Origin of the sequence: Marimonas arenosa, from assembly GCF_030848945.1 — a bacterium.
In the GTDB taxonomy this organism is placed as follows: Bacteria; Pseudomonadota; Alphaproteobacteria; order Rhodobacterales; family Rhodobacteraceae; genus Marimonas; species Marimonas arenosa.
The window spans coordinates 16529-39885 of the sequence record NZ_JANHAX010000008.1; the positions used below are offsets into that span (position 1 = coordinate 16529).

Consider the following 23357-nt stretch of genomic DNA (forward strand, 5'->3'; position numbering starts at 1 on the left):
TGGGGGCAATCGGGTCAAGTGAATTGGTCCGGGCTGCGGGCAACGGAACATGCGGCGGTTGCGCAGAGTTTCCATCATCGCATGGGGGGATGGCAAGAGGCGGTCGTCGGGGTGCAGTTTGAGAGAGATCGGGGTTGGCCTGCAGGGGACGTTCCTTGAAGTAAATCTGAACCCTACTCATCAACGTCCCGGATCGCTTGCGATCCGGTTCGCGCCCGACCCCGCCCCCCGGGACGGGCGCGAACCTCGGTTGCGCTTGCGTCCGGTTTAAGACGTTTTCGGGCCGGAACCGGCCAACCGGCCGGGATCGCACGCGGAACCTGTTGCCCTCTGTCAGTTGCCACTGCGGAACTGCAGCCGCGTCGGCAGGGGCGGGAAATTGCGGCTTTGCGCGATGTCGTCGACGAAGCCGGCGTCGAACGGCTGGTTCAGATCGGCACCGTCGAAGGGGAAGCTGCCTTGCGGCGTGCGCGGGTAGGCGCCGTCGTCCAGGGGCGCGACGGCGAGGCTCGCGGCCTTGGCCTCGCGGGCAAGGGCGCGGGTCAGTTTCTTGGCTTCGGCGTCGGAGGACACCACCTGCGGTCGCAACAGCACCAGCAGCACGCGCTGGTTCTTCGAGGCGTTCTTGCCGCGGAAGAGGCCGCCGATCAGCGGGATCTTCGACAGGCCGGGCACCCGCTGGGCGGCCGAGCCGGATCCGTTCTCCAGAAGCCCGCCCAGCATCACCACGTTGCCGTCGCGCACCAGCACGGTGGTCGAGATCGCCCGTTTCGACGTGATCTCGCCGCCCGAGGCCGAGGTGTTGCGGGTGAGGTTCGAGACCTCCTGGCTGATCACCATCTTAACGGTGCGGTCGGCGTTGATCTGCGGCGTGACCGCAAGCGTCAGGCCGACGTCCTGGCGCTCGACCGTCTGGAACGGGTTTTCCGGGGCCGAGCCGTCGCCGGTCGAGGTATAGGAGCCGGTGACGAAGGGCACGTTCTGGGCCACGACGATCTCGGCTTCCCGGTTGTTGAGCGTCATGATCGAGGGAGTCGAGAGCAGCCGGGTCGATTGCTGTGTGGCGACGGCGGCGAGGAAGCCGGCGATGCCGTGATCGCCGTTTCGGGGCACCCCAGCGACGATGCCGCCATTGCCGGCGTCGATTACCTCGCCGTTGACGATGGACGAGACCAGGCTGGTGAGGTTGGGCCGGCCCTGCAGCGTGAATTGCGCGCCGCCGACGATGGCCTGGTTCATGATGCCGCCGAACTGGGCGGTCAGGTCGGAGAAGCCCTCGACCGTCATTTCGAAGATGACTGCCTCGACCAGCACCTGAGTCGGGCGGCGGTCGAGATAGCGGACCATACCCTGGATATCGTCGATCCGGTCCTGTGGCGCGGTGATTAACAGCGAGTTGGTCTGCGGTTCGGGCACGATATGGATCTGGCCCTGCGCTTCGGTGGGGGTTTCGCTTTGCAGGGAGCGCAGGATGATGTCGGCCAGGGCTGTCGCTTCGGCATAGTTGAGGCCGATGGCGGTCGAGACGGTCGAGTTCTGTTGCGCGTCGAGCCGCCCGGCCAACGTGCGAACCTGTTGGCGCAAGTCCTCTGGGCCGGAGATGACGAGCGCGTTGGAACGGCGGTCGACGGTGACCGAGGCGCCTTCGGGCACGATGTTCATCGCCTGCACCACCTGCAGCACCTCGGCTGCCTGAGCGTTGCGCAGGCGGATCATCTCGATCGGGTTGTCGGCGGGCTTGTCGAGGCGGCGGATCAGCGCCGCGATCCGACGGTGGTTCTGGCCGCGGTCGCTGAGGATGATCAGGTTCGAGCCGGGCACCACCGAGATCACCGCCTCGGCCGGCAGCAGCGGGCGCACGACTTCGAGCACCTCCTGCGGCTGGATGTTCTTCAACTCGATGATGCGGGTCTCGTAGGCGGCGTCGGCATTGCCGAGCGGGGTGCCGGGAGCCAGTTCTCGGGCATTGTTCATATTGACGATCCGGTCGGAACCGACGCCTTCGATGATGGTCAGGCGGTTCAACTCGAGCACCGACAGGAACACTTCGTATAGTTCGTCCGGGGTCAACTCGCCCGGGGCCAGCACGGTGACGGTGCCGCGCACCGCCGGATCGAGCACGTAGTTTCGACCGGTCGCTTCGGCCACGATTTCGACGAAGCTGCGCAGATCGGCGTCGCGCAGATCGAGCCTGACCTGGGCCTGCGTGTGCTGCGGAAGGGTCAGCGCCAGCCCCAATGCCACGACAAGGGCAACGGCCCAAGCCTTTGCTTTCGCGAGCTTTTTCATAACCTGCTCTCTGCCTGTTTGCCTGCAAGCGCCCGGCTTTTTGGTGCCGTGGTTCGCGAGAGGCGGCCTCAGTATTTTCGTCAGTTTACCCGATTGCGCCAAAAAAGACAGGATTTCGTTGCGGGGTGCCCGGATCGGCGCGGATTTGCGACGTGGGCGTGGCAAAGCGGCGACGGTGACGTCGCGGGCCGCCGAAAGGGCAAGGCCAGCCCACCTCGGCAACGCCTGTTGCGCACCTATCCGAAGGCGGCGGCGTTATTCCCGGAAGCCCAGCAGCGTCGGCTCGGCGGCACCGTCGGTGACCCAGATACCGGCGCTGTCGATGCGATCGATCCGGTAGCCCAATTCGAGTTCTTCGCCCGGGCGTAGCACGCGCTCGCCGGCCGGGTGCGAGACCAGGGCCCAGATTGCGCCTTCGGTGCGCACCAGGCCCTTGAGTTCGTAGCCGAGGCTTTCGAGCGGCGGCATCTGCGGTTTCGGCGGCGCGGCCATCACCGGCGCGGGCGGTTGCGGCTCGGATTGTGGCGGCATCGGTGGCATCGGTTCGCCGAACAGCGCCGGCCACACCCGCGGCGACAGCGCCGCGGCGGGGGGCTGAGGGTCGCCCTCGGCGGCGACGGTCGCCGGGATGACGGCGGCGGGCGGATCTTTCACTTCCTGCCACAGGCCCTGGCCGGCAATCGCGGCGGCCGTGAGACCGATCAGGGTGAGCAAAGCAGCAACAAAGCGCATCCGAAATCCTGTGGCGGCTTGAAAAACTTGGACCGGTTGAATCCGATATGTTAATTCTCAGTGAATAATACAACAAAAACACAAGAGAAAACAATGCAGGCAGGACGAACCGCGAGAGCCGGGCTCTTCGGCGTGGCAGTTGTCGCGCTGGTGGCATGTGAAGAAGGCGCGCCTTTCGGGCACCAGACCTTCCGGGCACAATACGCCGTGGCCCGCGATGCCCTTGAAAACGGACATTACGAGAAAGCCGGCCGCAGTTATCAGCGGCTGATGGAGCAGGCCGGGCCGTTCGCCCCGCGCATCCGGCTGGAATATGCGCATACGCTGTTGCGCAAGGGCGACTACGCCCAGGCCGCGGCCCAAGCCGGGACGCTGGTGCAGGGCGAGAAAGGCGCGGCGCGGGCGGCGGCGCTGGCGGTGAAGGCCACCGCCGAGCACGAGATCGCGCTGCAAATGCTGGCCGCCGGCAACCGCAACGAGGGCAAAAGTTACCTCGAAAGCGCCGACAGGGGGATGGCCGAGGTGTTGAAGACGCATCCCGAGCTTGATCCGATCGGCAGTCTGGCGGCGCGGCGGGCGAGCATCAAGGTGCGCAAATCCGCCCTGTGACCCGGTTATCAGCGGACATCGCTCGTGTCTCGGTCGCCCCGCTGTTGGCCAGGGCGGTCTGGTGTACCGTGTGGCGTTCGTCCGGGTTGATGCGCGGGCCGGGAGCAACCGCCCGAGCAGCGGCGTTTACGATCCGGAGTCCAGGGTCGAGATGTCGCTGAGCCCGTCGCCTTTCCAGAAGGCCATGGCCAACAGCGGCGCGGCGCGCATGCTGAAGCCGTGCGACTGGTTCGGCGCGTGGTGCACCAGCGTGCCGGGCGCAGCCTCGATCGGAGCCCGGCCAGCACTGTCGAAGCGGGCGCCGCCGGCGAGCACGCAGTAGATCTCTTCGGGCGCGTGGTGGTGTTGCGGATAGCTCAGGCCCTGTTCCCAGTAACCGACCGAGACGCGCAGGGCGTCGGTGGCGTATGGGCCGTCGGGCGCCACAAGGTTGAACCAGCCGTAATTGGCCAGGTAATGCGCCCCGACCTGGTCCTCGGAATAGCTTTGCTGCCAGCAAAGATGCGGGGCGGCGGCGAGCACGGAGAAGGTGAGTTCGATCGTCTGCGGTCCTGCCAAGGACATCAGCGCCGGCAGGCGGTCGGTCACCGGCAGGGCGCGCGGCTCGGGGCGGTTGTAATCAAGCCGCTCGAGCCTGTCGCCGACGAAGGCACCGAGCGCCGGTGTCGCGGAGACGAGGGTGCGGGTGGCCAGCAGCAGGGTGGCAAGCGCGTCGTCGGGGGTCATGGGATCACCACAAGGTTGCCGGTGTGTGTCTTGGCGATGAAGGCGGCCTGGGCGTCGCGCAGGTCTTCCAGCCGGTAGGTGGCGGCGAGCGCCGGCTTGACCGCGCCGCTTTCGATATACCGCACCAGCCGCGGCATGACTTCGGTATCGAGCACGGTCGAGCCGTAGAAGGTGAGGTCGCGCAGGTACAGGGTGCGCAGGTCGAGCGTGACCATTGGCCCGGCGATGGCGCCCGAACAGGTATAGCGGCCGCCGGGCTCGAGGATGTCGATCAGGGCCGGCCAGACCGGCCCGCCGACGATATCGGCGACGACGGTGATCTTTTCGTCGCCCAGTGCTGCGCGGAGGTCTTCCGGCGCGCGCGCCAGGATGCGGTCGGGGCCGAGCCTGGCGACGCTTTCATGCTTGGCCTCGGAAGCCATGGCGATCACCCGGGCGCCGCGGCGTTTGGCGAGCTGCACCAGGGCCCCGCCGACACCGCCCGAAGCGCCGGGGACGAGAACGGTGTCGTGGTCCGTCACCCCGGCCCGGGTGAGCATGCCTTCGGCGGTCGAGTAGGAGCAGGAGAAGGTGGCGAGTTCCGCGTCGCTCAGGTCACTGTTCACGGCGAGGGCATTTGGCGACGGGATCGCGGTGTATTCGGCAAAACCGCCGTCGCGTTCCGAGCCGTAGTAGCCGGCCTTGGCTGCGTTGTCGGGATCATCGGCGTCGCGCAGCCAGTTGTCGGTGATGACGCGTTCGCCGATCCGGGACGGGGCGACGGCGTCGCCGACCGACACGATCGTGCCGCAGACATCGGCGCCTTGAATGCGGGGGAACGACAGCGGCCGGCCGCCCCAGGACGGGTCTTGGCTGCCGACGTCCTCATGGGCGTCGCCGGTTGTGGCCTCGTCCACCGACTTGGAATACCAGCCCGAGCGCGTATTGACGTCGGTGTTGTTCAGGCCGCAGGCTCCGACCCGGATCAGCACCTCGCCGCGGCCCGGTTGCGGAGTCGGCCAGTCAACATGCCACTGATACTTGTCGAGGCCGCCGTGGCCGGTGAGGACCATTGCCTTCATGGTCTTCGGGATGGTCATGGGTACCTCGTGTCTTCTTGGCGCGCGGTTTCGGGAAGACCCTCGGCGGGTACGCCCGAAAGGACTTGGGTCCGGCGCCACAGGCGCTAGAGTTGGAGGATAAACCGAAGCACGGTTTGCCATCGGGGGTCAATCCGACATGAAACGCTATGGGTTCTACTACCATCCGATCCCGTTTCGCGGACATTTCATCCGCTATGTCCTGGCAGAGGCCGGACAGGAGTGGGACGAGCCGGGTCACGACGAGGTGATGCGGCTGAAAGCACTGCCGGTGGCGGAGCAGCCGGTGCCGTTCATGGCGCCGCCGGTGCTGCATGACCGGGACCGCGATCTGTGGCTGCCGCAGATGCCCGCCATCGTCATGCATCTGGGCCGCGAGCATGGGCTGAGCCGGGATGCCGACCTCGAGCTGCGGTTGTTGTGCGATGCATCGGACATCCTGTTCGAGATCACCCGCTGGCATGGAGCGCAGATGTGGGAGGCCAAAAGCTGGGCGGCGTTCACTGGCGGACGATTGCCGCGCTGGATGCGGATGCACGAGCGTCTTGCAGGGTCGGCTGAGGGGCTGGCCGATCTGGTGCTGGCGGCGCTGTGGCATACGATGGTGGACCGGCTGCCGGGACTGCGGGCCCTGTTGCACGACACCGCGCCCCGGCTGGAGGCGCGGGTGGACGCGGTGGCGGCGTCGCCGCGCGTGGCGGCGATGCTGGAGACATGGAGCGGGCGCGAACCGCGGTATTGCGCGGGGCAGATCGAGGCCTCGCTGCTGGACATGCTGGAGAAAGGACCTGAGGCATGAGCACATTCGACGAAGATCTGTTCCTGAAGGGGTTGGAGCAACGCAAGGGCACGCTGGGGGCGGCCTATGTCGAGAACAACCTCGCAGCCGCCGATGACTTTTCCCGGCCGTTCCAAGAGGCGATGACAGCATGGTGCTGGGGCTTCGGCTGGGGCGACGAGGTGATCGAACCCAAGACGCGCAGCATGATGAACCTCGCCATGATCGGGGCGCTGGGCAAGATGTATGAATGGGAAATCCATTGCCGTGGGGCGCTGAACAACGGGGTCTCCAAGGAAGAGATCCGCGCCATCGTGCACGTGGTGGGCATCTATTGTGGGGTGCCGCAGGCGCTGGAATGCTTCCGGGTGGCGCGCAAGGTGCTGACCGAAGAAGGATTGCTGTGAGGGTGGCCAGGGCGTTGCCGCGGTTCGTGCCAGTGTGTCACTGGCGGCGTCTGTCCAAATCGAGACCGGCCGTGGTGCTTCTACGTCTGGCGCGCGTGCACGTGGTTGATCACGTCGAGCGCCATGGCGTCTGAAAAGCTGACATGGGCGATCATCAGGATGCGGGCGGTGTCGCCGTCATGGTCGAGCACCGCGCGGCAGATCGCGTCGTGGTCTTGGGCCGAGCGGCCGGGTTCGCCCGGCAGCGCGTGACGCGCCGCGAGATAGCCGACGAGACGGTTGGCGGTCTGAAAGACGGCCTGTTCGAGAAATTCGTTGCCGGCGGCGTCGATCAGGGCGCGGTGAAAGGCGAGATTGAGGTCGAAATAATCGTCATTACCGGGTCGGGGCGACGGGGCGAAGTCGAGACAGGCGCGGGTGGCGGCCTGAAGCCGTGTGGCTTGATCGGGGGTGATGCGGCGGGCGGCGCGGAAGGCGACGGCGCCTTCGGTCTCGGCCTGCACCTCGATCATCTTCATCAGTCCTTCTAGGTCGAGCGACATGATGCGGGCGCCGCCACGCGGCCGGCGTTCGATCACGCCGGTGGCTTCGAGCGAAATCAGCGCCTCGCGCACCGGCGTGCCCGAGAGGTGCAGCCGGTCGCGCAGATCGGCCTCGTCGATGCGGTCGCCGGGCATCAGGTCGCGCGACAGCACGCGGGACAGGATGTCGTGGCGAACCTGGTCTGCTTGTGCGCCCATGGTGTTCCTTTGGTCCGATCTCGTGCAAGTCCTGCCAGTGAAGCTTATCACAGCTCTAAATACTAGTATGAAGTTTATAATTATAATTATAGATTGACTAAATGCAATAATTGCATCAACTTTCCTCCTGACTGGTGATAGCCGGGCGCTGATTCTGCGAACCCGCCTGCGAAAGGTACCACGATGATTGAACAGGACTTCCCCGCATTTTCTGGCCCGGAGCTTTGCCGGATGGAGGCGCATGAGGTCGTGGCGCTGTTACGTAAGCGCGAGCTGTCACCCAGCGAAGTGCTGGCGGCGGCGCGTGCACGGGTCGCGGCGGTGGACGGGGTGGTCAATGCGATGCCCGTGACCTGTTGGGAGCGGGCCGAGGCCGCGGCCGGTCGGCTGGAAGGCGGCGAAATTGGCAATCCCGGCTGGCTGGCCGGGCTGCCCATCGCGATCAAGGACCTGACCGAAGTGGCGGGTGTGCGCACCACGTTCGGCACCAGGGCGCTGGCGGACAACGTGCCGGAGACCAGCGATCCGCTGGTCGAACGGCTGGAGGCGCGCGGCGGGATCGTCGTGGGCAAGACCAACACGCCGGAATTCGGCGCTGGCGGCAATACCTTCAACGACGTGTTCGGCCCGACCTTCAACCCGTGGCACACGGCCCTGAACGCGGGCGGCTCGTCTGGCGGGGCGGCGGCGTCGCTGGCCACCGGCGAGGTCTGGCTGAGCCATGGGTCGGACCATGGCGGCAGCCTGCGCACGCCGGCGAGTTTCTGCGGCGTGGTCGGGCTGCGTCCCAGCCCGGGGCGCGCCGGGGGCGCGTCGCGCGATGCGGGGTTCTTCATCGAGGGGGTGCAGGGGCCAATGGCACGCTCGGTGATGGATTGTGCGCTGTTCCTTGACGCGATGGCGGGGTTCGAGCCGCGCTTTCCGATCTCGTACCCCGCGCCGGAGCGGCCGTTTCAGGAGGCGGTGGCGCAGGCAAGCGATGGCGGGGGATTGCGGATTGCCTTTACGCCCGATCTGAACGGTTTTTCGCCGGTGGATGGCGAGGTGGCGGAGCATCTCGCAGGGGTGATGTCACGGTTGGAGCGCAACGGCGCCACGGTCGAGGAGACCTGCCCGGAGTTGCCAGAACTGGAACGGACCTATCACACGTTGCGCGGACTGATGTGGGCGACGACGGGACGGCGGATCGCGCCGGCGACACGCCGCCATTTCAAGGCGACGCTGGAAGAAAACATGGCCTTCGGCGAGGCGCTGAGCGTGGGTGATCTGTGTGACGCGCAGCTGAACCGCTCGGCCATCTTCAACAACATGCTCGCGCTGTTCGACCGTTTCGACGTGCTGGCGCTGCCGACGGTGGGCTGCCTGCCGCATGATCAGTCCGAGGAATGGGTGCACGAGATCGGCGGGCGTGAGCTTGGCGGCTATATGGACTGGTTGCGCTTTGCGTTTCTGTCTACGGTGACGGGGCTGCCGGCGATCTCGGTGCCGGCCGGGCTGGGGCCGCGGGGGCTGCCGGTGGGGCTGCAGCTGATCGGGCGGCCGCGCGGCGAGGCGGCGCTGCTGGCGGCGGCACGGTCGGTGGAACTGACGGTCGGCGGGCCGCTGGGCCCGATCGATCCGGTGACGAGGAAAGGCTGAGGCTGAGATGCCGGAGAGACGGTTCCTGAGCGATATCCTGCGCCGCGTCGCCTTCGGCGCCTGGCCGGGCGCGCGACATGGCGGCGACCTGCCTGAGATGTGCCACGAGCTGCTGGGCGAGCGCAGCGAAGCCTCGGGCCTGGTGCTGGGACGAGAGATCCTCGATGTCTATGAAGCCGCCGATGCCGAGGCGCGCGCGTCCTTCTTCGAGGCGCTGGCGCAGGCATTCGGGGTGGACGAGGCGGCGCTTGAAGCCGCGATAACGGCTTGGCGGCCGGGCGACGGCGAAGCCGCGCGAAGGCTGCACGCGGCGGCTGAGCCGAGAAGCCAGGAGTTGATCCGGGTGCTGAACCGCGTGCCGGGGGCCACCGCACGGCTGGTGCGGATGCGGGCCGATCTGCTGGGTCTGATCAAGGCGCGACCGCATCTGAGGGGGCTGGACGGGGATTTCCGCCATCTGTTCGCGTCGTGGTTCAATCGCGGCTTCCTCGAACTGCGCCGGGTCGACTGGTCGACGCCGGCGGCGGTGCTGGAGAAGATCATCGCCTATGAGGCGGTGCATGCGATTTCAGGCTGGGACGATCTGCGTGCCCGCGTGGCCGACCCGGACCGGCGGCTTTTCGGATTTTTTCATCCGGCGATGCCGGGCGAGCCGCTGATTTTCGTCGAGGTGGCGCTGATGGACCGGGTGCCGGGAGCGATTGCCGAGATCCTCGCGGAGGGACGCGAACCGCTTGACCCGGGCGCGGCGAAGGTGGCGGTGTTCTACTCGATTTCTAACTGCCAGAAGGGGCTCAAAGGCATTTCCTTCGGCAATTTCCTGATCAAGCAGGTGGTGGCCGAGCTGTCGGCCGAACTGCCGGGGCTGGAGACCTTCGTGACGCTGTCGCCGGTGCCGGGGCTGCGCGCCTTTGTCGACGCCGCCGGACCGGACGACCCGGTACTGGCCGGAGTCAATCTTCCAGCGGACGCTGCGCCCGACGATGAAACGACGCGCCGGTTGGCGGCGCGCTACCTGACGCAGGCGCGGCGCGACGGGGGCACGGCCTTCGATCCGGTGGCGCATTTTCACCTCTCGAACGGGGCCGAACTGTACGACATTCACGGCGCGGGCGATCTTTCGGACGCCGGACGGCGCAATGCCTGGGGCGTGATGGTGAACTACCTGTACGATCCGGTAAAGACCGAAGCCAACCACCGGAGCTATGCCCATGACGGGGCGGTGGCGATGTCGTCGAAAGTCCGGGCGTTGGCGAAGAAATAGGGAGACGGGTGATGTATCAGGGCAACCATCTGGGCGAGGCGATCTCGCGGGCGTCGGACGGGCGGCGGGACGCCCTGTTCCTGGAGCACGGGATCACCGGAGAACGGGTGAGCTATGGCGATTTCTGGGCCGGGGCCGAGCGGATGGCTGCCGCGTTGCTGCGAGCCGGGCTCGAGCCGGGCGACCGGGTCGCAGTCCAGGCGGACAAGACCGTGGCGATGCTGGAGCTTTACGTCGGTTGCGTGCTGGCGGGCGGCGTGTTTCTGCCGCTCAACACCGCCTATACGCCGGCCGAGATCGAATATTTCCTGACCGATGCCGCGCCGCGGGTTTTCGTCTGCGACCCGGGCAAGCTGGAGGCCCTGACGCCAATTGCCGAAACCGCCGGTGTCACGCGGGTCTTCACCCTGGCCGGCGACGAGACCGGCACCCTGGCGCAGGCGCGCGACGCCGAGGCGCCGGGCCTTGCCGCCGTGCCGCGCAGCGGCGATGATCTTGCGGCGATCCTTTATACCTCCGGTACGACCGGGAGGTCGAAGGGGGCGATGCTGACGCATCGGGCGCTGGCGTCGAATTCCGAGGCGCTGCGGGACTACTGGCGGTTTACCGACAAAGACGTACTGATCCATGCGCTGCCGATCTTTCATACCCATGGCCTTTTCGTTGCCACCAACGTGACGTTGATGGCGGGCGGCGCCTGCCTGTTCCTGCCCGGATTCGATGCCGCGAAGATCATCGAGCTGATGCCGCGGGCGACAGCGCTGATGGGAGTGCCGACCTTCTATGTCCGGCTGCTGGACCAGCCGGAGCTGGCGCAGGCGGCGAAGGGGATGCGGCTTTTCATTTCCGGATCGGCGCCGCTTTTGGCGGAGACGCACGAGAAATGGCGCGAAGCCACCGGGCACGCGATCCTAGAGCGCTATGGCATGACCGAGACCAACATGAACGCGTCGAATCCTTACGATGGCGAGCGGCGGCCGGGCACGGTCGGGTTCCCGCTGCCGGGCGTGGAGCTGAAGGTGTGCAATGCCGAGACCGGCGCCGAGGTGGCGCAAGGCGACATCGGGGTGATCGAGGTGCGCGGACCGAACGTATTCGCCGGCTACTGGCAGATGCCCGAGAAGACGGCCGAGGAACTGCGGGCGGATGGTTGGTTCATCACCGGCGACCTCGGCAAGATCGACGGGGACGGATATGTGCATATCGTCGGGCGCGGCAAGGACCTGATCATCTCGGGCGGTTTCAATGTCTATCCCAAGGAGGTGGAAGAGGCGATCGACGATCTGCCGGGAGTGAACGAAAGCGCGGTGATCGGTGTGCCGCATCCCGATTTCGGCGAGGGCGTGGTGGCGGTGGTGGTGCCCGAGCCCGGGGCGAAGTTGACCGCGGAGGGCGTGTTGGCGGGGATTGCCGACCGTCTGGCCAAGTTCAAGCGACCCAAGCGGGTGCTGATCATCGACGCCCTGCCGCGCAACACAATGGGCAAGGTGCAGAAGAACCTTCTGCGCGAGGAGTATGCGGGCCTGCTGAGCTGAGGTGGCGCGCTGCGTTGGTGCCGCCGAATGGCCCGCCGTCAATGATCGCGTGTCAATGCGGGCGGAGTGGCCTGAAAGCCGCGTTTGCCCGGAGTAATCTGCCAGTGTTTCACCGGGGCGGTGCGGGCGCGCAGGCGGGTCAGCGTCCAGGCCCGGGCCTCGGCAGTGTGGGCGGGCTGCATCCGCCAGCGGCTTTCCACCCCCGGCGCGCCGCCGTCGCCGGGGGTGAGGATCAGCCCCAGCGGCGCGACGGGACCCTCCTGCGCGCCGGTCTCGGCGGCGAGGTGCAGCCGCCTTATGGGGGTGAGGCCGGGCGGTTTGGGCAGGTCGGCCACGACGAGCGGCACGAGGCCGGTGCGCAGGCTTTCTTCCATGCACCACAGGATGTCGATCGGCCGTTCGGGGGCGATGAAGGTGAACCGACCCGGCTGGGCGATATCGGCGAGTCCTTCGGGGTTGAGCTGGGCCGGCTCCCATTTCAGGGAAATCCAGAACACCGGCCCCTCTGTCCGTGCCGCGAGCCACGCGGCGAAGCTGCGCCGTGCCGCGCCGCAGGCCTCGTGCAGGCGGGCGGGCGCGAGGGTGATGTCGGGCGCGTTGTCCGGGGTCAGCGCGAGTCCGGGAGTATCGCGATGCGGCCGGCGCGACAGTAAGGGATGGGCGTGGAGCGTCATGGCGGCAGAATATGATGTTCATGATTTGTTCGCAATGCTGATCGTGACGGTGATCACCTGGGCGTACTCTCGGGCGGCAAAGAAAACCCTTGCCAGATCACAAATTCGCATATGACTATGTTCGCATAAAAAGGGAGGACCAAAATGCAACTGTCCAAGAAATGGGCAGCGCTTGTCGCTGCTATCGCAATGTTTTTCGCCGCACCGGTTCTGGCGCATGATCTGCCGACGGATCACGAGACCCACCGCATCGCCATCCAGGTGAGCGACAACAACCCCGGCACCTTTCAGAAGGCGCTGAACAACGCTGCCAACATGTCGAAGTTTTTCCTTGCCCGGGGCGAGGATTACGAGATCGAGATCGTCGCTTACAACGCGGGCCTGCACCTGTTGCGCAGCGATACCTCGCCGGTGGCCGACCGCGTCAAGAACTTTTCGCAAAGCGTGCCGAACGTGACCTTCTCGGCCTGTGGCAACACCATCAAGGGGATGACCAAGAAGGACGGCAAGGAACCGCAGCTTGTGGAGAATGCCCGGGTCGTGCCCGGCGGCGTGATCCGCCTGATGGAGCTGAGTGACCAGGGCTATTTCATGATCCGGCCCTGAGCGGGCCAGCGGGGGGTTGCGCCCCCGGGTTTTGATCGCCAGTGTGCCCCCTGTTGCGGAACAGGGGGTTTTTTCATGCGCAGGATCAAGCTGGCCGGCGGGGCGCTGGAAGTGTCGGAGCTGTGCCTGGGGTCGATGACCTGGGGCACGCAGAACACGGCCGGTGAAGCCTTCGGACAGATCGACCGGGCGCTGGATGCCGGCGTCGATTTCATCGACACCGCCGAGATGTACCCGGTCAACCCGATCAGCGCCGAAACCCAAGGGGCAAGCGAGGCAATCATCGGCCAATGGCTGGCGAGGACCGGCCGGCGCGGCGACGTGGTGCTGGCCACCAAGATCACCGGCGACGGCCACAAGCATATCCGCGACGGCCGCGGTTTCACCGCTGACGACGTGGCACCGGCGGTGGAGGGCAGCCTGAAACGGCTGCAGAGCGACCATATCGACCTTTACCAGCTGCACTGGCCCAACCGCGGCTCCTACATGTTCCGCAAGAACTGGACCTACGACCCGTCGCGCCAAGACCGGGCGGCGACGATCCAGCACATGGAGGACATGCTGGGTGCGCTGGGCCGCGAGGTCGAGAAAGGCCGGATCCGCACCTTCGGCCTGTCGAACGAAAGCGCCTGGGGCACCGCGCAATGGCTGGCCATGGCCGAGCGGACGGGCGGGCCGCGCGTCGCCTCGGTGCAGAACGAATATTCGTTGCTGTGTCGCCTGTTCGATACCGACATGGCCGAACTCAGCGTCAACGAGGATGTGCCGCTGTTAGCGTTTTCGCCGCTAGCGACGGGGCTGCTGACCGGAAAGTACCAGCATGGCGCGGTGCCAGAGGGCTCGCGCATGACGCTCAATCCCAAGCTGGGAGGGCGCAAGACCGAGCGGGTTTTCGGGGCGGTGGAGGCTTATCTCGAGATCGCCGGTGCGCACGGACTGGAGCCGGTGCAGATGGCGTTGGCCTGGCATCGGACCCGGCCGTTCACCTCGATCCCGATCTTCGGGGCGACGCGCCCTGACCAGTTGGAGCTGGCGCTGGGGTCGGCGGAGGTGGCGCTGCCGCCGGAGGTGGTGGAGGCCATCGACGCCGCGCACCGGGCTCACCCGATGCCCTATTGACCGGCGCTGGCAGCGGGATCAGTCGGCCACCTGTCCGCCCAGCAGGACCTCGAGCCGGCGGACGCGCATTTCCAGCGCATCGCGGTCGGCCTCGAGTGCGGGGATACGGCGAACTTGCCGTTCCAGTTCGGCAATGTAGATATGCGCGTGTTCGAGCTCGTTGAGCATCCGGCCGAGCTTGTCGGTCAGGTTGAAGGGCGCGCCTTCCGGGGTGGGCCCGACATTGGGCAGGTGACCGAGGGAAAACATACGATCCGCATGCTCGGCAATCGAGGGCAGGTCGTAATCTTGCGAAAACACCCGGTCGCAGCCGCCGCCGCAGGTGGTGCCGCCGGTGGTCAGGCTGCCAGTGAGGACGGCGTCGCCAGTGGGCTGAATCTCGAAAAGCTTGGTCTTGGCTGAGGAGGCCGAGCCGACAGCGCCCTGCTTGAGGATGAAGTTGGTACCGGCGCCGAACGACCATTCGCCGCCGGTATCGTTATTGGCCATGACGATTTCCGGGCGACCGTTGTTCTGCAATTCGAGCAGGGTGCGGGGCGCAGTTGCCGAATTTTCTTCGACCAGGATCTTGGCGCTGCCGTTCAAGCGGCGGATATGCAGCGCGCTGTTGGGGCTGGACGTGCCCATCCCTATATCGCTGTCGTTTTCGATATAGATCGCGTTCGTAGGCGCACCTGTCTCTATGCGGAAAGGCATGGTCGACCCGTTGGTGGCATCCATGACAAAGAAACTGGCCTCGTTGCCGGCGATGTCCCAGGTTTGCACGGAAAAGCCGTAGGAGCCATCCTGTTCCAGCCGCAGAGTGGCAGTGTTTCCATCAACGACATGAAGCTCTGCACTTGGTTCGGACGTCCCGAGGCCGATCCTCCCGTCAAAGTCGACATAAAGCGCGTTGGTGGGAGCGGTGCCTTCGATGGTGAACGGGATGGTGTTCGAGTCCCTGTCCTGGACTGCGAACCGCTCGGGCCCGCCGGCGGTGGTGTCGTTGATGAGAAGACTCCAATCGCGGTCGGGATAAGAGACGCTGGATGTGTCGAAAAATTCGATCGTCGGGTTGGCCGCCCGAAGTTTCAAAAGGGTCTGGTTTTCGAAGGTTTCGGCGTCGACACAGCCGTTGCCGATGCAGACCTTGCCGTCGAGCACACTGACATCGGTGACGAAGAGGTCGGCTGAGGTGGTATCGCCGCCGTCATTGATGTTGACGCCGGTCGAGAAGGTGTCGAGCGCATAGGCAGGGGTGACCGGGTAGTTCAATGCGCCCGCTGCAGCCAGGGCAACGAGGACCGTGCGGAAAGCATGAGAGCGAAAGCAGATCTTCATGAGGGGCGTCCTCCCAGGATTTGGCGCAACCGGGTACCGGTGCTTTTCCGCCGGTCGGGTTGCCGGCGGGCTCCGGTCGAAGGTTACGACAGAACGCGGCGGTTCGCATACCCCAAACGAGGTATGCGGGTGACGAACGCTTTGTCCCGGAAAGAAAAAACCCCGGCTCAATTGAGCCGGGGCCGTTCATTCGCAGGTAGGCGCTTGCGCGGTTCGCACGTCAGCCGATTGCAGCCGCCTTCACGTCATCGTCGATGTAGGGCACGTACTGCTCGAAATTTTCTGAGAACATCCCCACCAACTTGGTTGCGGCGGCGTCATAGGCGTCCTTGTCGGCCCAGGTCGAACGCGGGTCGAGCAGGCCGGCGTCGACGCCGGGCACGGTGACCGGGACGTCGAAACCGAAATTCGGGTCCTTGCGGAAGGTGGCCTCATTGAGCGAGCCGTCGAGCGCTGCGGTCAGAAGCGCGCGGGTGGCCTTGATTGGCATCCGCGAGCCGGTGCCGTAGGCGCCGCCGGTCCAGCCGGTGTTGACCAGCCAGCAGGTGGCGCCATGCTTGGCGATCTTTTCACGCAGGAGGTTGCCGTAAGCCTCGGGGCGGCGCGGCATGAAGGGGGCGCCGAAGCAGGTGCTGAACGTCGGTTCGGGTTCGGTCACGCCGCGTTCGGTGCCGGCAACCTTCGAGGTGAAGCCAGAGAGGAAGTGATACATCGCCTGCGCCGGGGTCAGCCGGGCGATCGGCGGCAGAACCCCGAAGGCGTCGCAGGTGAGCATGATCACGTTCTTCGGGTGGCCGCCAAGCGCGCTGTCGGAGGCATTCGGAATATAGTCGAGCGGATAGGCGCAGCGCATGTTCGCGGTCAGGCTGTCGTCGTTGAAATCTAGCTCCTTGGTCTCTTCGTCATAGACCATGTTCTCGATCACGGTGCCGAACATCGAGCAGGTGTTATAGATCTCGGGCTCGGCTTCCGGATCCAGGCCGATGGTCTTGGCATAGCAGCCGCCTTCGAAATTGAACGTGCCGCGATCCGACCAGCCGTGTTCGTCATCGCCGATCAGCGTGCGCGCGGGGTCGGCCGAGAGCGTGGTCTTGCCGGTGCCGGACAGACCGAAGAACACGGCGGTGTCGACCGGGTTGCCGTTGGCGTGGTTGGCCGAGCAGTGCATCGGCATGATGCCTTTTTCCGGCAGCAAGTAGTTGAGCAGGGTGAAGACAGATTTCTTGTTTTCGCCGGCATACTCGGTGTTGGCGATCAGGATCAGCTTGCGGTCGAAATTGAGCGCGATGACGGTGTCCGAACGGCAGTCATGGCGTTCGGGGTCGGCCTTGAAGCTGGGGCAGTTGATGACAGTGAAATCGGCGGTGAACCCATCGAGTGCGGCGCGGTCGGGGCGGCGCAGCATGTGGCGGATGAAAAGCCCGTGCCAGGCCAGTTCGGTGACCATGCGGACGTTGATTGCGTGCGCCGGGTCGGCGCCGCCGACCAGGTCCTGCACGTGATAGTCGCGGCCCTTCATGTGGTCGAGCATGTCATCGTAGAGGCGGTCGAAACCCTCCGGCGACATCGCGGCGTTGTTGTCCCACCAGATGCTGGCTTCGACCGAAGGGGTTTTCACCACGTGCTTGTCCTTGGGTGAGCGACCGGTGAATTTGCCGGTGGAGACGAGAAAGGTGCCGCCCTGGCCGAGATGGCCTTCGCCGGCCTTGAGCGCGGCTTCGATCAGCGCGGGCTCCATGAGGTTGTACCAGACATTGCCCAGCCCGCTGATACCTTGGTCTTCGAGCCGGAAGTTCGGGTTGACCCGTCCTGATGTCATGTTTCAATCGCTCCTGATTACGCGCCGAGTTCACCGCGGAATTTCTTGTCTTGCGTGGCCGCCGCATGAACAGCAACCGCCGGTCCGAAGGGGCCGGTGCGCGCGTCTTAACATGGGGAAATCGCGGGAGAACAGGCAGGTTTGCCACAGTTAGCGCAACCAGAGGCGGGTTAGCGCAACCAATGGCGGGATCGTGCCGCCAGATTTCCGATATGAAACAGATTGTGAGGGCAGCTAGCCGCTTGTTAGCCGCTTTTAAGCGTTTTTCGAGACACAATCGTGCGGAAAACGCGGCTGATTCGCAGTTTGGGATTGATTGTAAAGGTCAAAATGGTGATTGTGCCTGAAAAAAGCAGGCGTAACGAGCAGAATAAGGACGTCACACATGTCTAAAATCGCCCTTGTGGACGATGACAGGAACATCCTGACATCGGTGGCCATGACCCTTGAGGCAGAGGGATTCGAGGTCGAAACCTATCACGACGGCCAGCAGGCGCTGGACGCGTTCAACCGCAAACTGCCGGACATGGCCGTGCTGGACATCAAGATGCCGCGCATGGACGGCATGGACCTGTTGCAGCGGCTGCGGCAGAAGACCTCGATGCCGGTGATCTTCCTGACCTCGAAGGATGACGAGATCGACGAGGTTCTGGGCCTGCGTATGGGCGCCGACGATTACGTGAAAAAACCGTTCTCGCAGCGGTTGCTGGTCGAGCGGATCCGCGCGCTGCTGCGCCGCCAGGAGGCGGTCGAGGGCGACGTGGTCGGCGACACCGAGGAAACCAAGGTGATGGAGCGCGGTCATCTGCGGATGGACCCGCTGCGCCACGCGGTCGCCTGGAAAGGCGATGACGTGTCGCTGACGGTGACCGAGTTCCTGCTGCTGCAGGCGCTGGCGCAACGGCCGGGTTTCGTGAAGAGCCGTGACCAGCTGATGGACGTGGCCTACGACGACCAGGTCTATGTCGACGACCGCACGATCGACAGCCACATCAAGCGGTTGCGCAAGAAAATGCGGTCGGTCGATTCCGAGTTTTCGGCCATCGAGACGCTTTATGGGATCGGCTATCGCTACAACGAGGAATAGGTCTGTCTTTTTCGGCGGGCCCGAGCAGAACCGGACCGCCAGAAGGCGGTCCATGATCCGAAAGGACCGACGTGCGCGACATGGCGCCTGAACGCGACGGGGACATTGTTCTGGGTGACGATTTCGTCGCCCCGAATGCCACTGTCGACGACGAGCTCAGGGTTACCCGCGAAAAACGCGGGCTGTTAGCGTTGCGCCGCTCACCGCTGGCGCGCAAGATCGTCACCTTCAACCTGATCGCGCTCAACATCCTGGTCGCGGGCATCCTCTATCTCAACTCGTCGCGCGACGGGCTGGCGCTGCAGCGTGCCCGGGGCCTCGTCAGCGAGGCGGAACTCATCGCCGACGTGTTCGAGGCGCAGATGGACGCCGCTGCGGTGGATCTGGCCGCGGGCGACAGCATCGACGTCAATGGCACGCTGCGCGGGCTCGACATGCGCATTGGCGTGCAGGTTTTCCTGTTCGACGCTGACGGCACGCTGATCGGCACCACCGGCGGACGCGGTATCGCGTCGCCGATGGAAGAGGAGCGCGGCAACGAACCGACGGTGCTGACGGATGGTTTGACCTGGCTTTGGGACAAGGTGGCCGGGTTTTTCACTGGTCAGCGTCCCGGCAAGCCCCTGATTGCGGTCGAGGATCAGGCCAGAGCGCTGGTCGCCGGCACCCTGCGCGGCGGCGCGCAGCTGGCCCCGGGCAGCGAGGGAGAGGGCCGGGTCTATATGGTGGCCACGCCGGTCGAGCATCAGGGCCGCGCCGTGGGCGTCGTGGCGCTGGCCTCGACCTCGGGCGAGATCGACCACCTGGTGCGATTGGAACGCGAGCGGGTACTGCAGATGTTCGTGGTCGGAACGCTGGTGTCGATCGGGCTCAGCCTGGTGCTGGCGTCGACCATCGCCAACCCGCTGTCCGACCTGTCCGCCGCGGCCGAGATCGGCCGCGACCGCGACAACCGGGGCCAAAAGACCGCGGGCGGGCGGATCCGCATCCCCGACCTGACCGCCCGGCCGGACGAGATTGGTCGTTTGTCCGGTGCGCTCAGGGGCATGGTCAGCGCGCTTTACGACCGGATCGAGGGCAACGAGCAGTTCGCCGCCGATGTGGCGCATGAGATCAAGAACCCGCTGGCCAGCCTGCGCTCGGCCGTGGGTTCGCTGCGCATGGTCAAGAAGGACGAGCAGCGGGCCAAGCTGCTCGACGTGATCGAGCATGACGTACGCCGGCTCGACCGGCTGGTGAGCGATATCTCCAACGCCTCGCGGCTTGACAGCGAACTGGTCAAGGAAGAGCAGGAAGCCTTCGACCTGATGAAGATGCTGGGCAATCTCTGCCAGTTCCTCGGCGAGGATGCGAAATCGAAGGGCATCGACTTTATCACCGACCTGCCGGACGGTGCGGTGGTGATCAGCGGGCTTGAGGCGCGGCTGGCACAGGTCTTCGTCAACCTGATTACCAACGCGATCTCGTTCTGCGAGGACGGCGACGCCATCCGCGTCTGGGCACGGCAACGGCAGAACCGGGTGCTGGTGGTCGTCGAAGACACCGGGCCGGGCATTCCCGAAGAGGCGCTGGAGAAGGTCTTCAAGCGGTTCTATTCCGAGCGCCCCGAGGGCCAGTTCGGCAATAACTCGGGTCTCGGCCTGGCGATCTCGAAACAGATCGTCGAGGCGCATGACGGTGTGATCTGGGCCGAGAACATCCGCCCGACCGATGCCGACATCACCTCTGAACCGCTGGGTGCGCGTTTTGTCGTGGGTCTGCCGGTCTGATCCCATGCCGCGCGCCCATGCGCGACGGGCCGATGAGAGTGTCCGATGACCGAGGAAATCTTGCATGCCTCCTGTGTGGCTATCGACGGCCGGGCGGTGCTGATCCTCGGGCGTTCCGGTCGTGGCAAATCGGCGCTGGCGCTGGAACTGATGGCGCTGGGCGCGGCACTGGTCGCCGATGACCGGGTGGAGCTACGCCGCGTGGGCGAGGCGGTAATCGCCAGTGCCCCCGAGCCGATCGCCGGGTCGATCGAGGCCCGCTTCGTCGGTATTCTCAACGCCGAGGCCGCCGGGCCCGCGCCGGTGGCGCTGGTCGTCGATCTCGATGCGGACGAGACGCAGCGGCTGCCGCCGCAGCGCAGCAAAAACCTGCTGGGACTCGCCTTGCCCCTGCTTCACAATAGTGAGACCAGACATTTCCCGGCGGCGATTCTGCAATATCTCAAGGCCGGGCGCAGTGCGTGACGAGATGGAGGTGAGCACACCCATGGCCGAGGCCGGCATGGACAGGATGGCAACGCTGCCGCGATGCGTGATGGTCACCGGGCCGTCGGGCGCCGGACGTTCGACCGCGATCCGGGTGCTCGAGGACCTCGGCTTCGAGGCGATCGACAACCTGCCGCTGAGCCTGCTGCCGCGGCTGCTGGAAGGTCCCGGCCACGGCCGGCCGATGGCGCTGGGGATCGACGCACGCAACCGCGAGTTTTCCGCCAGTGGCCTGATCGAGGTGATCGACGGCTTTTCCCGCACCTATGGCCGGCCGTTGGACCTGCTCTATCTCGACTGCCGCGAGGACGTGTTGATCCGCCGCTTTTCCGAAACCCGCCGCCGCCACCCGATGGCGCCGGCGGAAAGCCCGGCCGAAGGTATCGCCCGCGAATTCGACCTGCTGGTACCGATCCGCGCCCGGGCCGACATTCTGATCGATACTTCCGAACTGACCCCGCACGACCTGCGCGCCGAGGTCGAACGCTGGTTCGCCGTCGACGCGGGACGCGGTCTAGCGGTGAGCGTGAACTCATTTTCCTACAAGCGCGGCCTGCCGCGGGGGATCGACATGGTGTTCGACTGCCGCTTCCTGGCGAACCCCTATTGGGACGAGGCCTTGCGCGGGCTCGACGGCACCGACGCGCGGGTTCAGAGTTATGTCGCCGGCGATCCGCGCTACGAGGCGTTTTTCGGCAAGGTACGGGAACTGACCGAGATGCTGTTGCCGGCCTATTCCGAGGAAGGCAAGGCGCATTTGTCGATCGGCTTTGGCTGCACCGGCGGACAGCACCGTTCCGTCACACTGGCGGAAAACCTGTCCAAGGCCCTTGCAGATGCCGGCTGGCAGGTGTCAATTAGACACCGCGAACTGGAGCGGCGTCAGGTCAAGACGCCGCCCTCCGCCGAGGCGACGGCGGACCAGGGCGCGGGCGAAACCGGAGGGTCACCGGCTTGATCGGCATCGTGATCGTGGCACATGGTGGGCTGGCAGGCGAATACCTGGCCGCGATGGAACACGTGGTCGGCCGCCAGCAGGGCGTGCGGGCGGTGGCGATTGCGGCCGACTGCGACCGCGGTGAGAAACAGGCTGAAATTTGCCGCGCGGCGGATGAGGTCGACCGAGGTGACGGGGTGATCGTCGTGGTCGACATGTTCGGTGGCTCGCCCTCGAACCTGTCGTTGATGGCCTGCGCCCATGAAAACCGCCGCATCCTCTACGGGGCCAACTTGCCGATGCTGATAAAGCTTGCGAAATCTCGCCATCTGAGCGTATCCGAAGCGGCGCGCTTGGCGATGGATGCCGGGCGCAAGTATATTGACAGCCAGACCATCAGCGCCGAATCCTGAGGCCCCATGACCGAGACCACGCTGCGCCAGCTGAAGATCATCAATGAAAAAGGCCTGCATGCCCGGGCATCAGCCAAGCTGGTCGAAGTGGTGGAAGGCTTCGACGCCCATGCCGAGATCAGCCGTGACGGTGTCAGCGCCAGCGGCGACAGCATCATGGGGCTTTTGATGTTGGCAGCGCCAAAAGGAAGCACTATTGACGTTCAGACGTCCGGACCGGACGCCGAGGCGCTGGCGGAGGCCTTGGAAGCCCTGGTGGCCGACCGGTTCGGAGAAGACAGCTGACGGCGTGCCACATGCGGGCACGCATGCGAGAAGCGGGGTGAGTCCGGGTGGTGGACAGTTACCGTGAGACGACGAAGATCCAGCCGGCGCTCGGTGCCGAGCCCACAGGCGTGTCGGGCGCTGCCGGGCCGATCCGGCATGATCGGCGCGCGCTGACCTACGCCAATTCTTTCGACAGCCCGCTGAAATCGACCGCCATCCGGACCCTCGAATGGATGACCGGCAAGTTGACGATCATCCGCATGGTGCGCGAATTCGAACGCCGCGGTGCGCCGCGTGGCCAGGCCTTCTGGTCCGCCGCGCTGGATGTGATGGGCATCGACCGGATGACCCCGCGCGAGCAGCTTGCGCGTATCCCGAAAGAGGGGCCGGTGGTGGTCGTCGCCAACCATCCGCATGGGCTGACCGACGGGATGATCCTGGCCGATCTGATCGGTCGGGTGCGGGACGACTACCGCATCCTCACCCGGGCACTGCTGACCGGCATCGACGAGGTCGCGTCGTCCTACATGATCCCGGTGCCATTTCCCTATGAACCTGACGCGCAGCAGAAATTCGTCGAAATGCGGCGCCAGGCGATGGCGCATCTGAAGCAGGGCGGGTTGGTGACGCTGTTCCCCTCGGGCGTGGTGGCCTCGTCCGACTCGATGTTCGGACCCGTCATCGAGCGCGAGTGGAATGTGTTCACCGCCCAGATGATCCGCCGTTCGGGCGCGCAGGTGGTGCCGGTACGCTTTACCGGGGCGAATACCCGCGCCTACCAGATCGCCAACCGGGTGTCGGCGACGCTGCGCCAGGGGTTGCTGCTGCATGAAATCGTGAAAAGCTGCAACAGGCCGCACGCGCCGGTGGTGGGTCATCCGATCGGGTCGGAGCGGCACGCGATGCTGGAAAGCGATCCGCGCGGCTTCATGGCCTGGCTGAGAGAGCACACGCTGTCGCTGGACGGCTGAGCCGGGGCGGCGCGGCGTATTTTTTTTCATGTGGATCGGCGGCGCCTTTTGCCAGCGGTTGGACCGTTGGTTGAGGAAGGACGCCTTCGGTG

The 23357-nt window shown here is 65.5% G+C and carries 23 protein-coding genes; 15 read left to right on the plus strand and 8 right to left on the minus strand.

The features are described from left to right. Positions 1-333: 333 nt before the first annotated feature. Positions 334-2289 (minus strand): type II secretion system secretin GspD, encoded by a 1956-nt coding sequence (gene gspD / locus NO357_RS20010; RefSeq protein ID WP_306737528.1) that lies wholly within the window; start codon positions 2287-2289, stop codon positions 334-336. A gap of 255 nt (positions 2290-2544) precedes the next feature. Then, positions 2545-3021, minus strand: coding sequence for a hypothetical protein (locus tag NO357_RS20015; protein ID WP_306737529.1), 477 nt, complete (start codon positions 3019-3021; stop codon positions 2545-2547). A gap of 93 nt (positions 3022-3114) precedes the next feature. Here NO357_RS20015 and NO357_RS20020 point away from each other — a divergent pair, with 93 nt between their 5' ends. Beyond that, on the plus strand, positions 3115-3630 hold the full coding sequence (locus NO357_RS20020) for an outer membrane protein assembly factor BamD (protein WP_306737530.1): 516 nt from the start codon (positions 3115-3117) through the stop codon (positions 3628-3630). 126 nt (positions 3631-3756) lie between these two features. Here the strand turns inward: NO357_RS20020 and NO357_RS20025 are convergent, their stop codons facing one another. Both NO357_RS20025 and NO357_RS20030 read right to left on the minus strand, forming a co-directional pair. After that, on the minus strand, positions 3757-4356 hold the full coding sequence (locus tag NO357_RS20025) for a dimethylsulfonioproprionate lyase family protein (protein WP_306737531.1): 600 nt from the start codon (positions 4354-4356) through the stop codon (positions 3757-3759). Further along, the gene (locus NO357_RS20030; RefSeq protein WP_306737532.1) at positions 4353-5435 is read right to left on the minus strand and encodes an alcohol dehydrogenase family protein; all 1083 of its coding nucleotides are present in this window, start codon (positions 5433-5435) and stop codon (positions 4353-4355) included. Before NO357_RS20030 ends, NO357_RS20025 begins: the two co-directional genes overlap by 4 nt. Positions 5436-5574: 139 nt before the next feature. Between NO357_RS20030 and gst the strand changes: the two genes are divergently transcribed. Next, positions 5575-6234, plus strand: a complete 660-nt coding sequence (gst, locus tag NO357_RS20035; protein WP_306737533.1) for a glutathione transferase, Atu5508 family — start codon at positions 5575-5577, stop codon at positions 6232-6234. Then, complete coding sequence (locus tag NO357_RS20040; RefSeq protein ID WP_306737534.1) at positions 6231-6620, plus strand: carboxymuconolactone decarboxylase family protein; 390 nt, start codon at positions 6231-6233, stop codon at positions 6618-6620. The genes gst and NO357_RS20040 overlap by 4 nt, the downstream gene beginning before the upstream one ends. Positions 6621-6700: 80 nt before the next feature. On the opposite strand, the gene NO357_RS20045 is transcribed toward NO357_RS20040, so the two are convergent. Continuing rightward, positions 6701-7360 (minus strand): GntR family transcriptional regulator, encoded by a 660-nt coding sequence (locus tag NO357_RS20045; RefSeq protein WP_306737535.1) that lies wholly within the window; start codon positions 7358-7360, stop codon positions 6701-6703. Positions 7361-7543: 183 nt separating this feature from the next. On the opposite strand from NO357_RS20045, the gene NO357_RS20050 reads away from it, so the two are divergent. Genes NO357_RS20050 through NO357_RS20060 form a run of 3 tightly spaced genes read left to right on the plus strand, consistent with a single transcriptional unit; the run spans position 7544 to position 11797 of the window. Then, on the plus strand, positions 7544-8998 hold the full coding sequence (locus tag NO357_RS20050; RefSeq protein ID WP_306737536.1) for an amidase: 1455 nt from the start codon (positions 7544-7546) through the stop codon (positions 8996-8998). Positions 8999-9005: 7 nt separating this feature from the next. Continuing rightward, positions 9006-10262, plus strand: a complete 1257-nt coding sequence (locus NO357_RS20055) for a malonyl-CoA decarboxylase (protein ID WP_306737537.1) — start codon at positions 9006-9008, stop codon at positions 10260-10262. An 11-nt stretch (positions 10263-10273) separates the two neighbouring features. After that, positions 10274-11797 carry a malonate--CoA ligase gene (locus NO357_RS20060; protein ID WP_306737538.1) on the plus strand — a complete coding sequence of 508 codons (1524 nt, stop codon included), beginning with the start codon at positions 10274-10276 and terminating at the stop codon, positions 11795-11797. 38 nt (positions 11798-11835) lie between these two features. Here NO357_RS20060 and NO357_RS20065 read toward each other — a convergent pair whose 3' ends face one another. Continuing rightward, a complete protein-coding gene (locus NO357_RS20065; RefSeq protein ID WP_306737539.1) occupies positions 11836-12471 on the minus strand; it encodes an ImuA family protein in 636 nt (211 codons plus the stop codon). Between the two features lie 144 nt (positions 12472-12615). Here NO357_RS20065 and NO357_RS20070 point away from each other — a divergent pair, with 144 nt between their 5' ends. Together NO357_RS20070 and NO357_RS20075 are read left to right on the plus strand one after the other, a co-directional pair. After that, positions 12616-13077 carry a DsrE family protein gene (locus tag NO357_RS20070; protein WP_306737540.1) on the plus strand — a complete coding sequence of 154 codons (462 nt, stop codon included), beginning with the start codon at positions 12616-12618 and terminating at the stop codon, positions 13075-13077. A gap of 75 nt (positions 13078-13152) precedes the next feature. After that, complete coding sequence (locus tag NO357_RS20075) at positions 13153-14196, plus strand: aldo/keto reductase (protein ID WP_306737541.1); 1044 nt, start codon at positions 13153-13155, stop codon at positions 14194-14196. 18 nt (positions 14197-14214) lie between these two features. Here NO357_RS20075 and NO357_RS20080 read toward each other — a convergent pair whose 3' ends face one another. Together NO357_RS20080 and NO357_RS20085 are read right to left on the minus strand one after the other, a co-directional pair. Further along, positions 14215-15516: a hypothetical protein gene (locus tag NO357_RS20080; RefSeq protein ID WP_306737542.1), complete on the minus strand. Its 1302-nt coding sequence runs from the start codon at positions 15514-15516 to the stop codon at positions 14215-14217. Between the two features lie 220 nt (positions 15517-15736). Continuing rightward, positions 15737-17335: a phosphoenolpyruvate carboxykinase gene (locus NO357_RS20085; protein ID WP_306737543.1), complete on the minus strand. Its 1599-nt coding sequence runs from the start codon at positions 17333-17335 to the stop codon at positions 15737-15739. Positions 17336-17720: 385 nt separating this feature from the next. On the opposite strand from NO357_RS20085, the gene NO357_RS20090 reads away from it, so the two are divergent. The 7 genes from NO357_RS20090 (at position 17721) to NO357_RS20120 (ending at position 23265) form a co-directional block, all read left to right on the plus strand. Further along, positions 17721-18422 carry a response regulator transcription factor gene (locus NO357_RS20090; protein ID WP_306737544.1) on the plus strand — a complete coding sequence of 234 codons (702 nt, stop codon included), beginning with the start codon at positions 17721-17723 and terminating at the stop codon, positions 18420-18422. Between the two features lie 80 nt (positions 18423-18502). Then, positions 18503-20191 (plus strand): sensor histidine kinase, encoded by a 1689-nt coding sequence (locus tag NO357_RS20095; RefSeq protein WP_306737545.1) that lies wholly within the window; start codon positions 18503-18505, stop codon positions 20189-20191. 45 nt (positions 20192-20236) lie between these two features. Continuing rightward, complete coding sequence (locus NO357_RS20100; protein ID WP_306737546.1) at positions 20237-20656, plus strand: HPr kinase/phosphorylase; 420 nt, start codon at positions 20237-20239, stop codon at positions 20654-20656. Between the two features lie 37 nt (positions 20657-20693). Beyond that, positions 20694-21635, plus strand: a complete 942-nt coding sequence (rapZ, locus tag NO357_RS20105; protein ID WP_306737631.1) for an RNase adapter RapZ — start codon at positions 20694-20696, stop codon at positions 21633-21635. After that, on the plus strand, positions 21632-22027 hold the full coding sequence (locus NO357_RS20110) for a PTS sugar transporter subunit IIA (RefSeq protein ID WP_306737547.1): 396 nt from the start codon (positions 21632-21634) through the stop codon (positions 22025-22027). Before rapZ ends, NO357_RS20110 begins: the two co-directional genes overlap by 4 nt. Before the next feature lie 6 nt (positions 22028-22033). After that, complete coding sequence (locus tag NO357_RS20115) at positions 22034-22312, plus strand: HPr family phosphocarrier protein (RefSeq protein ID WP_306737548.1); 279 nt, start codon at positions 22034-22036, stop codon at positions 22310-22312. Positions 22313-22389: 77 nt separating this feature from the next. After that, complete coding sequence (locus NO357_RS20120; RefSeq protein WP_306737632.1) at positions 22390-23265, plus strand: lysophospholipid acyltransferase family protein; 876 nt, start codon at positions 22390-22392, stop codon at positions 23263-23265. Positions 23266-23357: the final 92 nt, after the last annotated feature.

Coding starts and splice junctions, on each gene's coding strand:
- gspD (WP_306737528.1), bottom strand. CDS start 2,289: ATGAAAAAGCTCGCGAAAGCAAAGGCTTGGGCCGTTGCCCTTGTCGTG.
- NO357_RS20015 (WP_306737529.1), bottom strand. CDS start 3,021: ATGCGCTTTGTTGCTGCTTTGCTCACCCTGATCGGTCTCACGGCCGCC.
- NO357_RS20020 (WP_306737530.1), top strand. CDS start 3,115: ATGCAGGCAGGACGAACCGCGAGAGCCGGGCTCTTCGGCGTGGCAGTT.
- NO357_RS20025 (WP_306737531.1), bottom strand. CDS start 4,356: ATGACCCCCGACGACGCGCTTGCCACCCTGCTGCTGGCCACCCGCACC.
- NO357_RS20030 (WP_306737532.1), bottom strand. CDS start 5,435: ATGACCATCCCGAAGACCATGAAGGCAATGGTCCTCACCGGCCACGGC.
- gst (WP_306737533.1), top strand. CDS start 5,575: ATGAAACGCTATGGGTTCTACTACCATCCGATCCCGTTTCGCGGACAT.
- NO357_RS20040 (WP_306737534.1), top strand. CDS start 6,231: ATGAGCACATTCGACGAAGATCTGTTCCTGAAGGGGTTGGAGCAACGC.
- NO357_RS20045 (WP_306737535.1), bottom strand. CDS start 7,360: ATGGGCGCACAAGCAGACCAGGTTCGCCACGACATCCTGTCCCGCGTG.
- NO357_RS20050 (WP_306737536.1), top strand. CDS start 7,544: ATGATTGAACAGGACTTCCCCGCATTTTCTGGCCCGGAGCTTTGCCGG.
- NO357_RS20055 (WP_306737537.1), top strand. CDS start 9,006: ATGCCGGAGAGACGGTTCCTGAGCGATATCCTGCGCCGCGTCGCCTTC.
- NO357_RS20060 (WP_306737538.1), top strand. CDS start 10,274: ATGTATCAGGGCAACCATCTGGGCGAGGCGATCTCGCGGGCGTCGGAC.
- NO357_RS20065 (WP_306737539.1), bottom strand. CDS start 12,471: ATGACGCTCCACGCCCATCCCTTACTGTCGCGCCGGCCGCATCGCGAT.
- NO357_RS20070 (WP_306737540.1), top strand. CDS start 12,616: ATGCAACTGTCCAAGAAATGGGCAGCGCTTGTCGCTGCTATCGCAATG.
- NO357_RS20075 (WP_306737541.1), top strand. CDS start 13,153: ATGCGCAGGATCAAGCTGGCCGGCGGGGCGCTGGAAGTGTCGGAGCTG.
- NO357_RS20080 (WP_306737542.1), bottom strand. CDS start 15,516: ATGAAGATCTGCTTTCGCTCTCATGCTTTCCGCACGGTCCTCGTTGCC.
- NO357_RS20085 (WP_306737543.1), bottom strand. CDS start 17,335: ATGACATCAGGACGGGTCAACCCGAACTTCCGGCTCGAAGACCAAGGT.
- NO357_RS20090 (WP_306737544.1), top strand. CDS start 17,721: ATGTCTAAAATCGCCCTTGTGGACGATGACAGGAACATCCTGACATCG.
- NO357_RS20095 (WP_306737545.1), top strand. CDS start 18,503: ATGGCGCCTGAACGCGACGGGGACATTGTTCTGGGTGACGATTTCGTC.
- NO357_RS20100 (WP_306737546.1), top strand. CDS start 20,237: ATGACCGAGGAAATCTTGCATGCCTCCTGTGTGGCTATCGACGGCCGG.
- rapZ (WP_306737631.1), top strand. CDS start 20,694: ATGGACAGGATGGCAACGCTGCCGCGATGCGTGATGGTCACCGGGCCG.
- NO357_RS20115 (WP_306737548.1), top strand. CDS start 22,034: ATGACCGAGACCACGCTGCGCCAGCTGAAGATCATCAATGAAAAAGGC.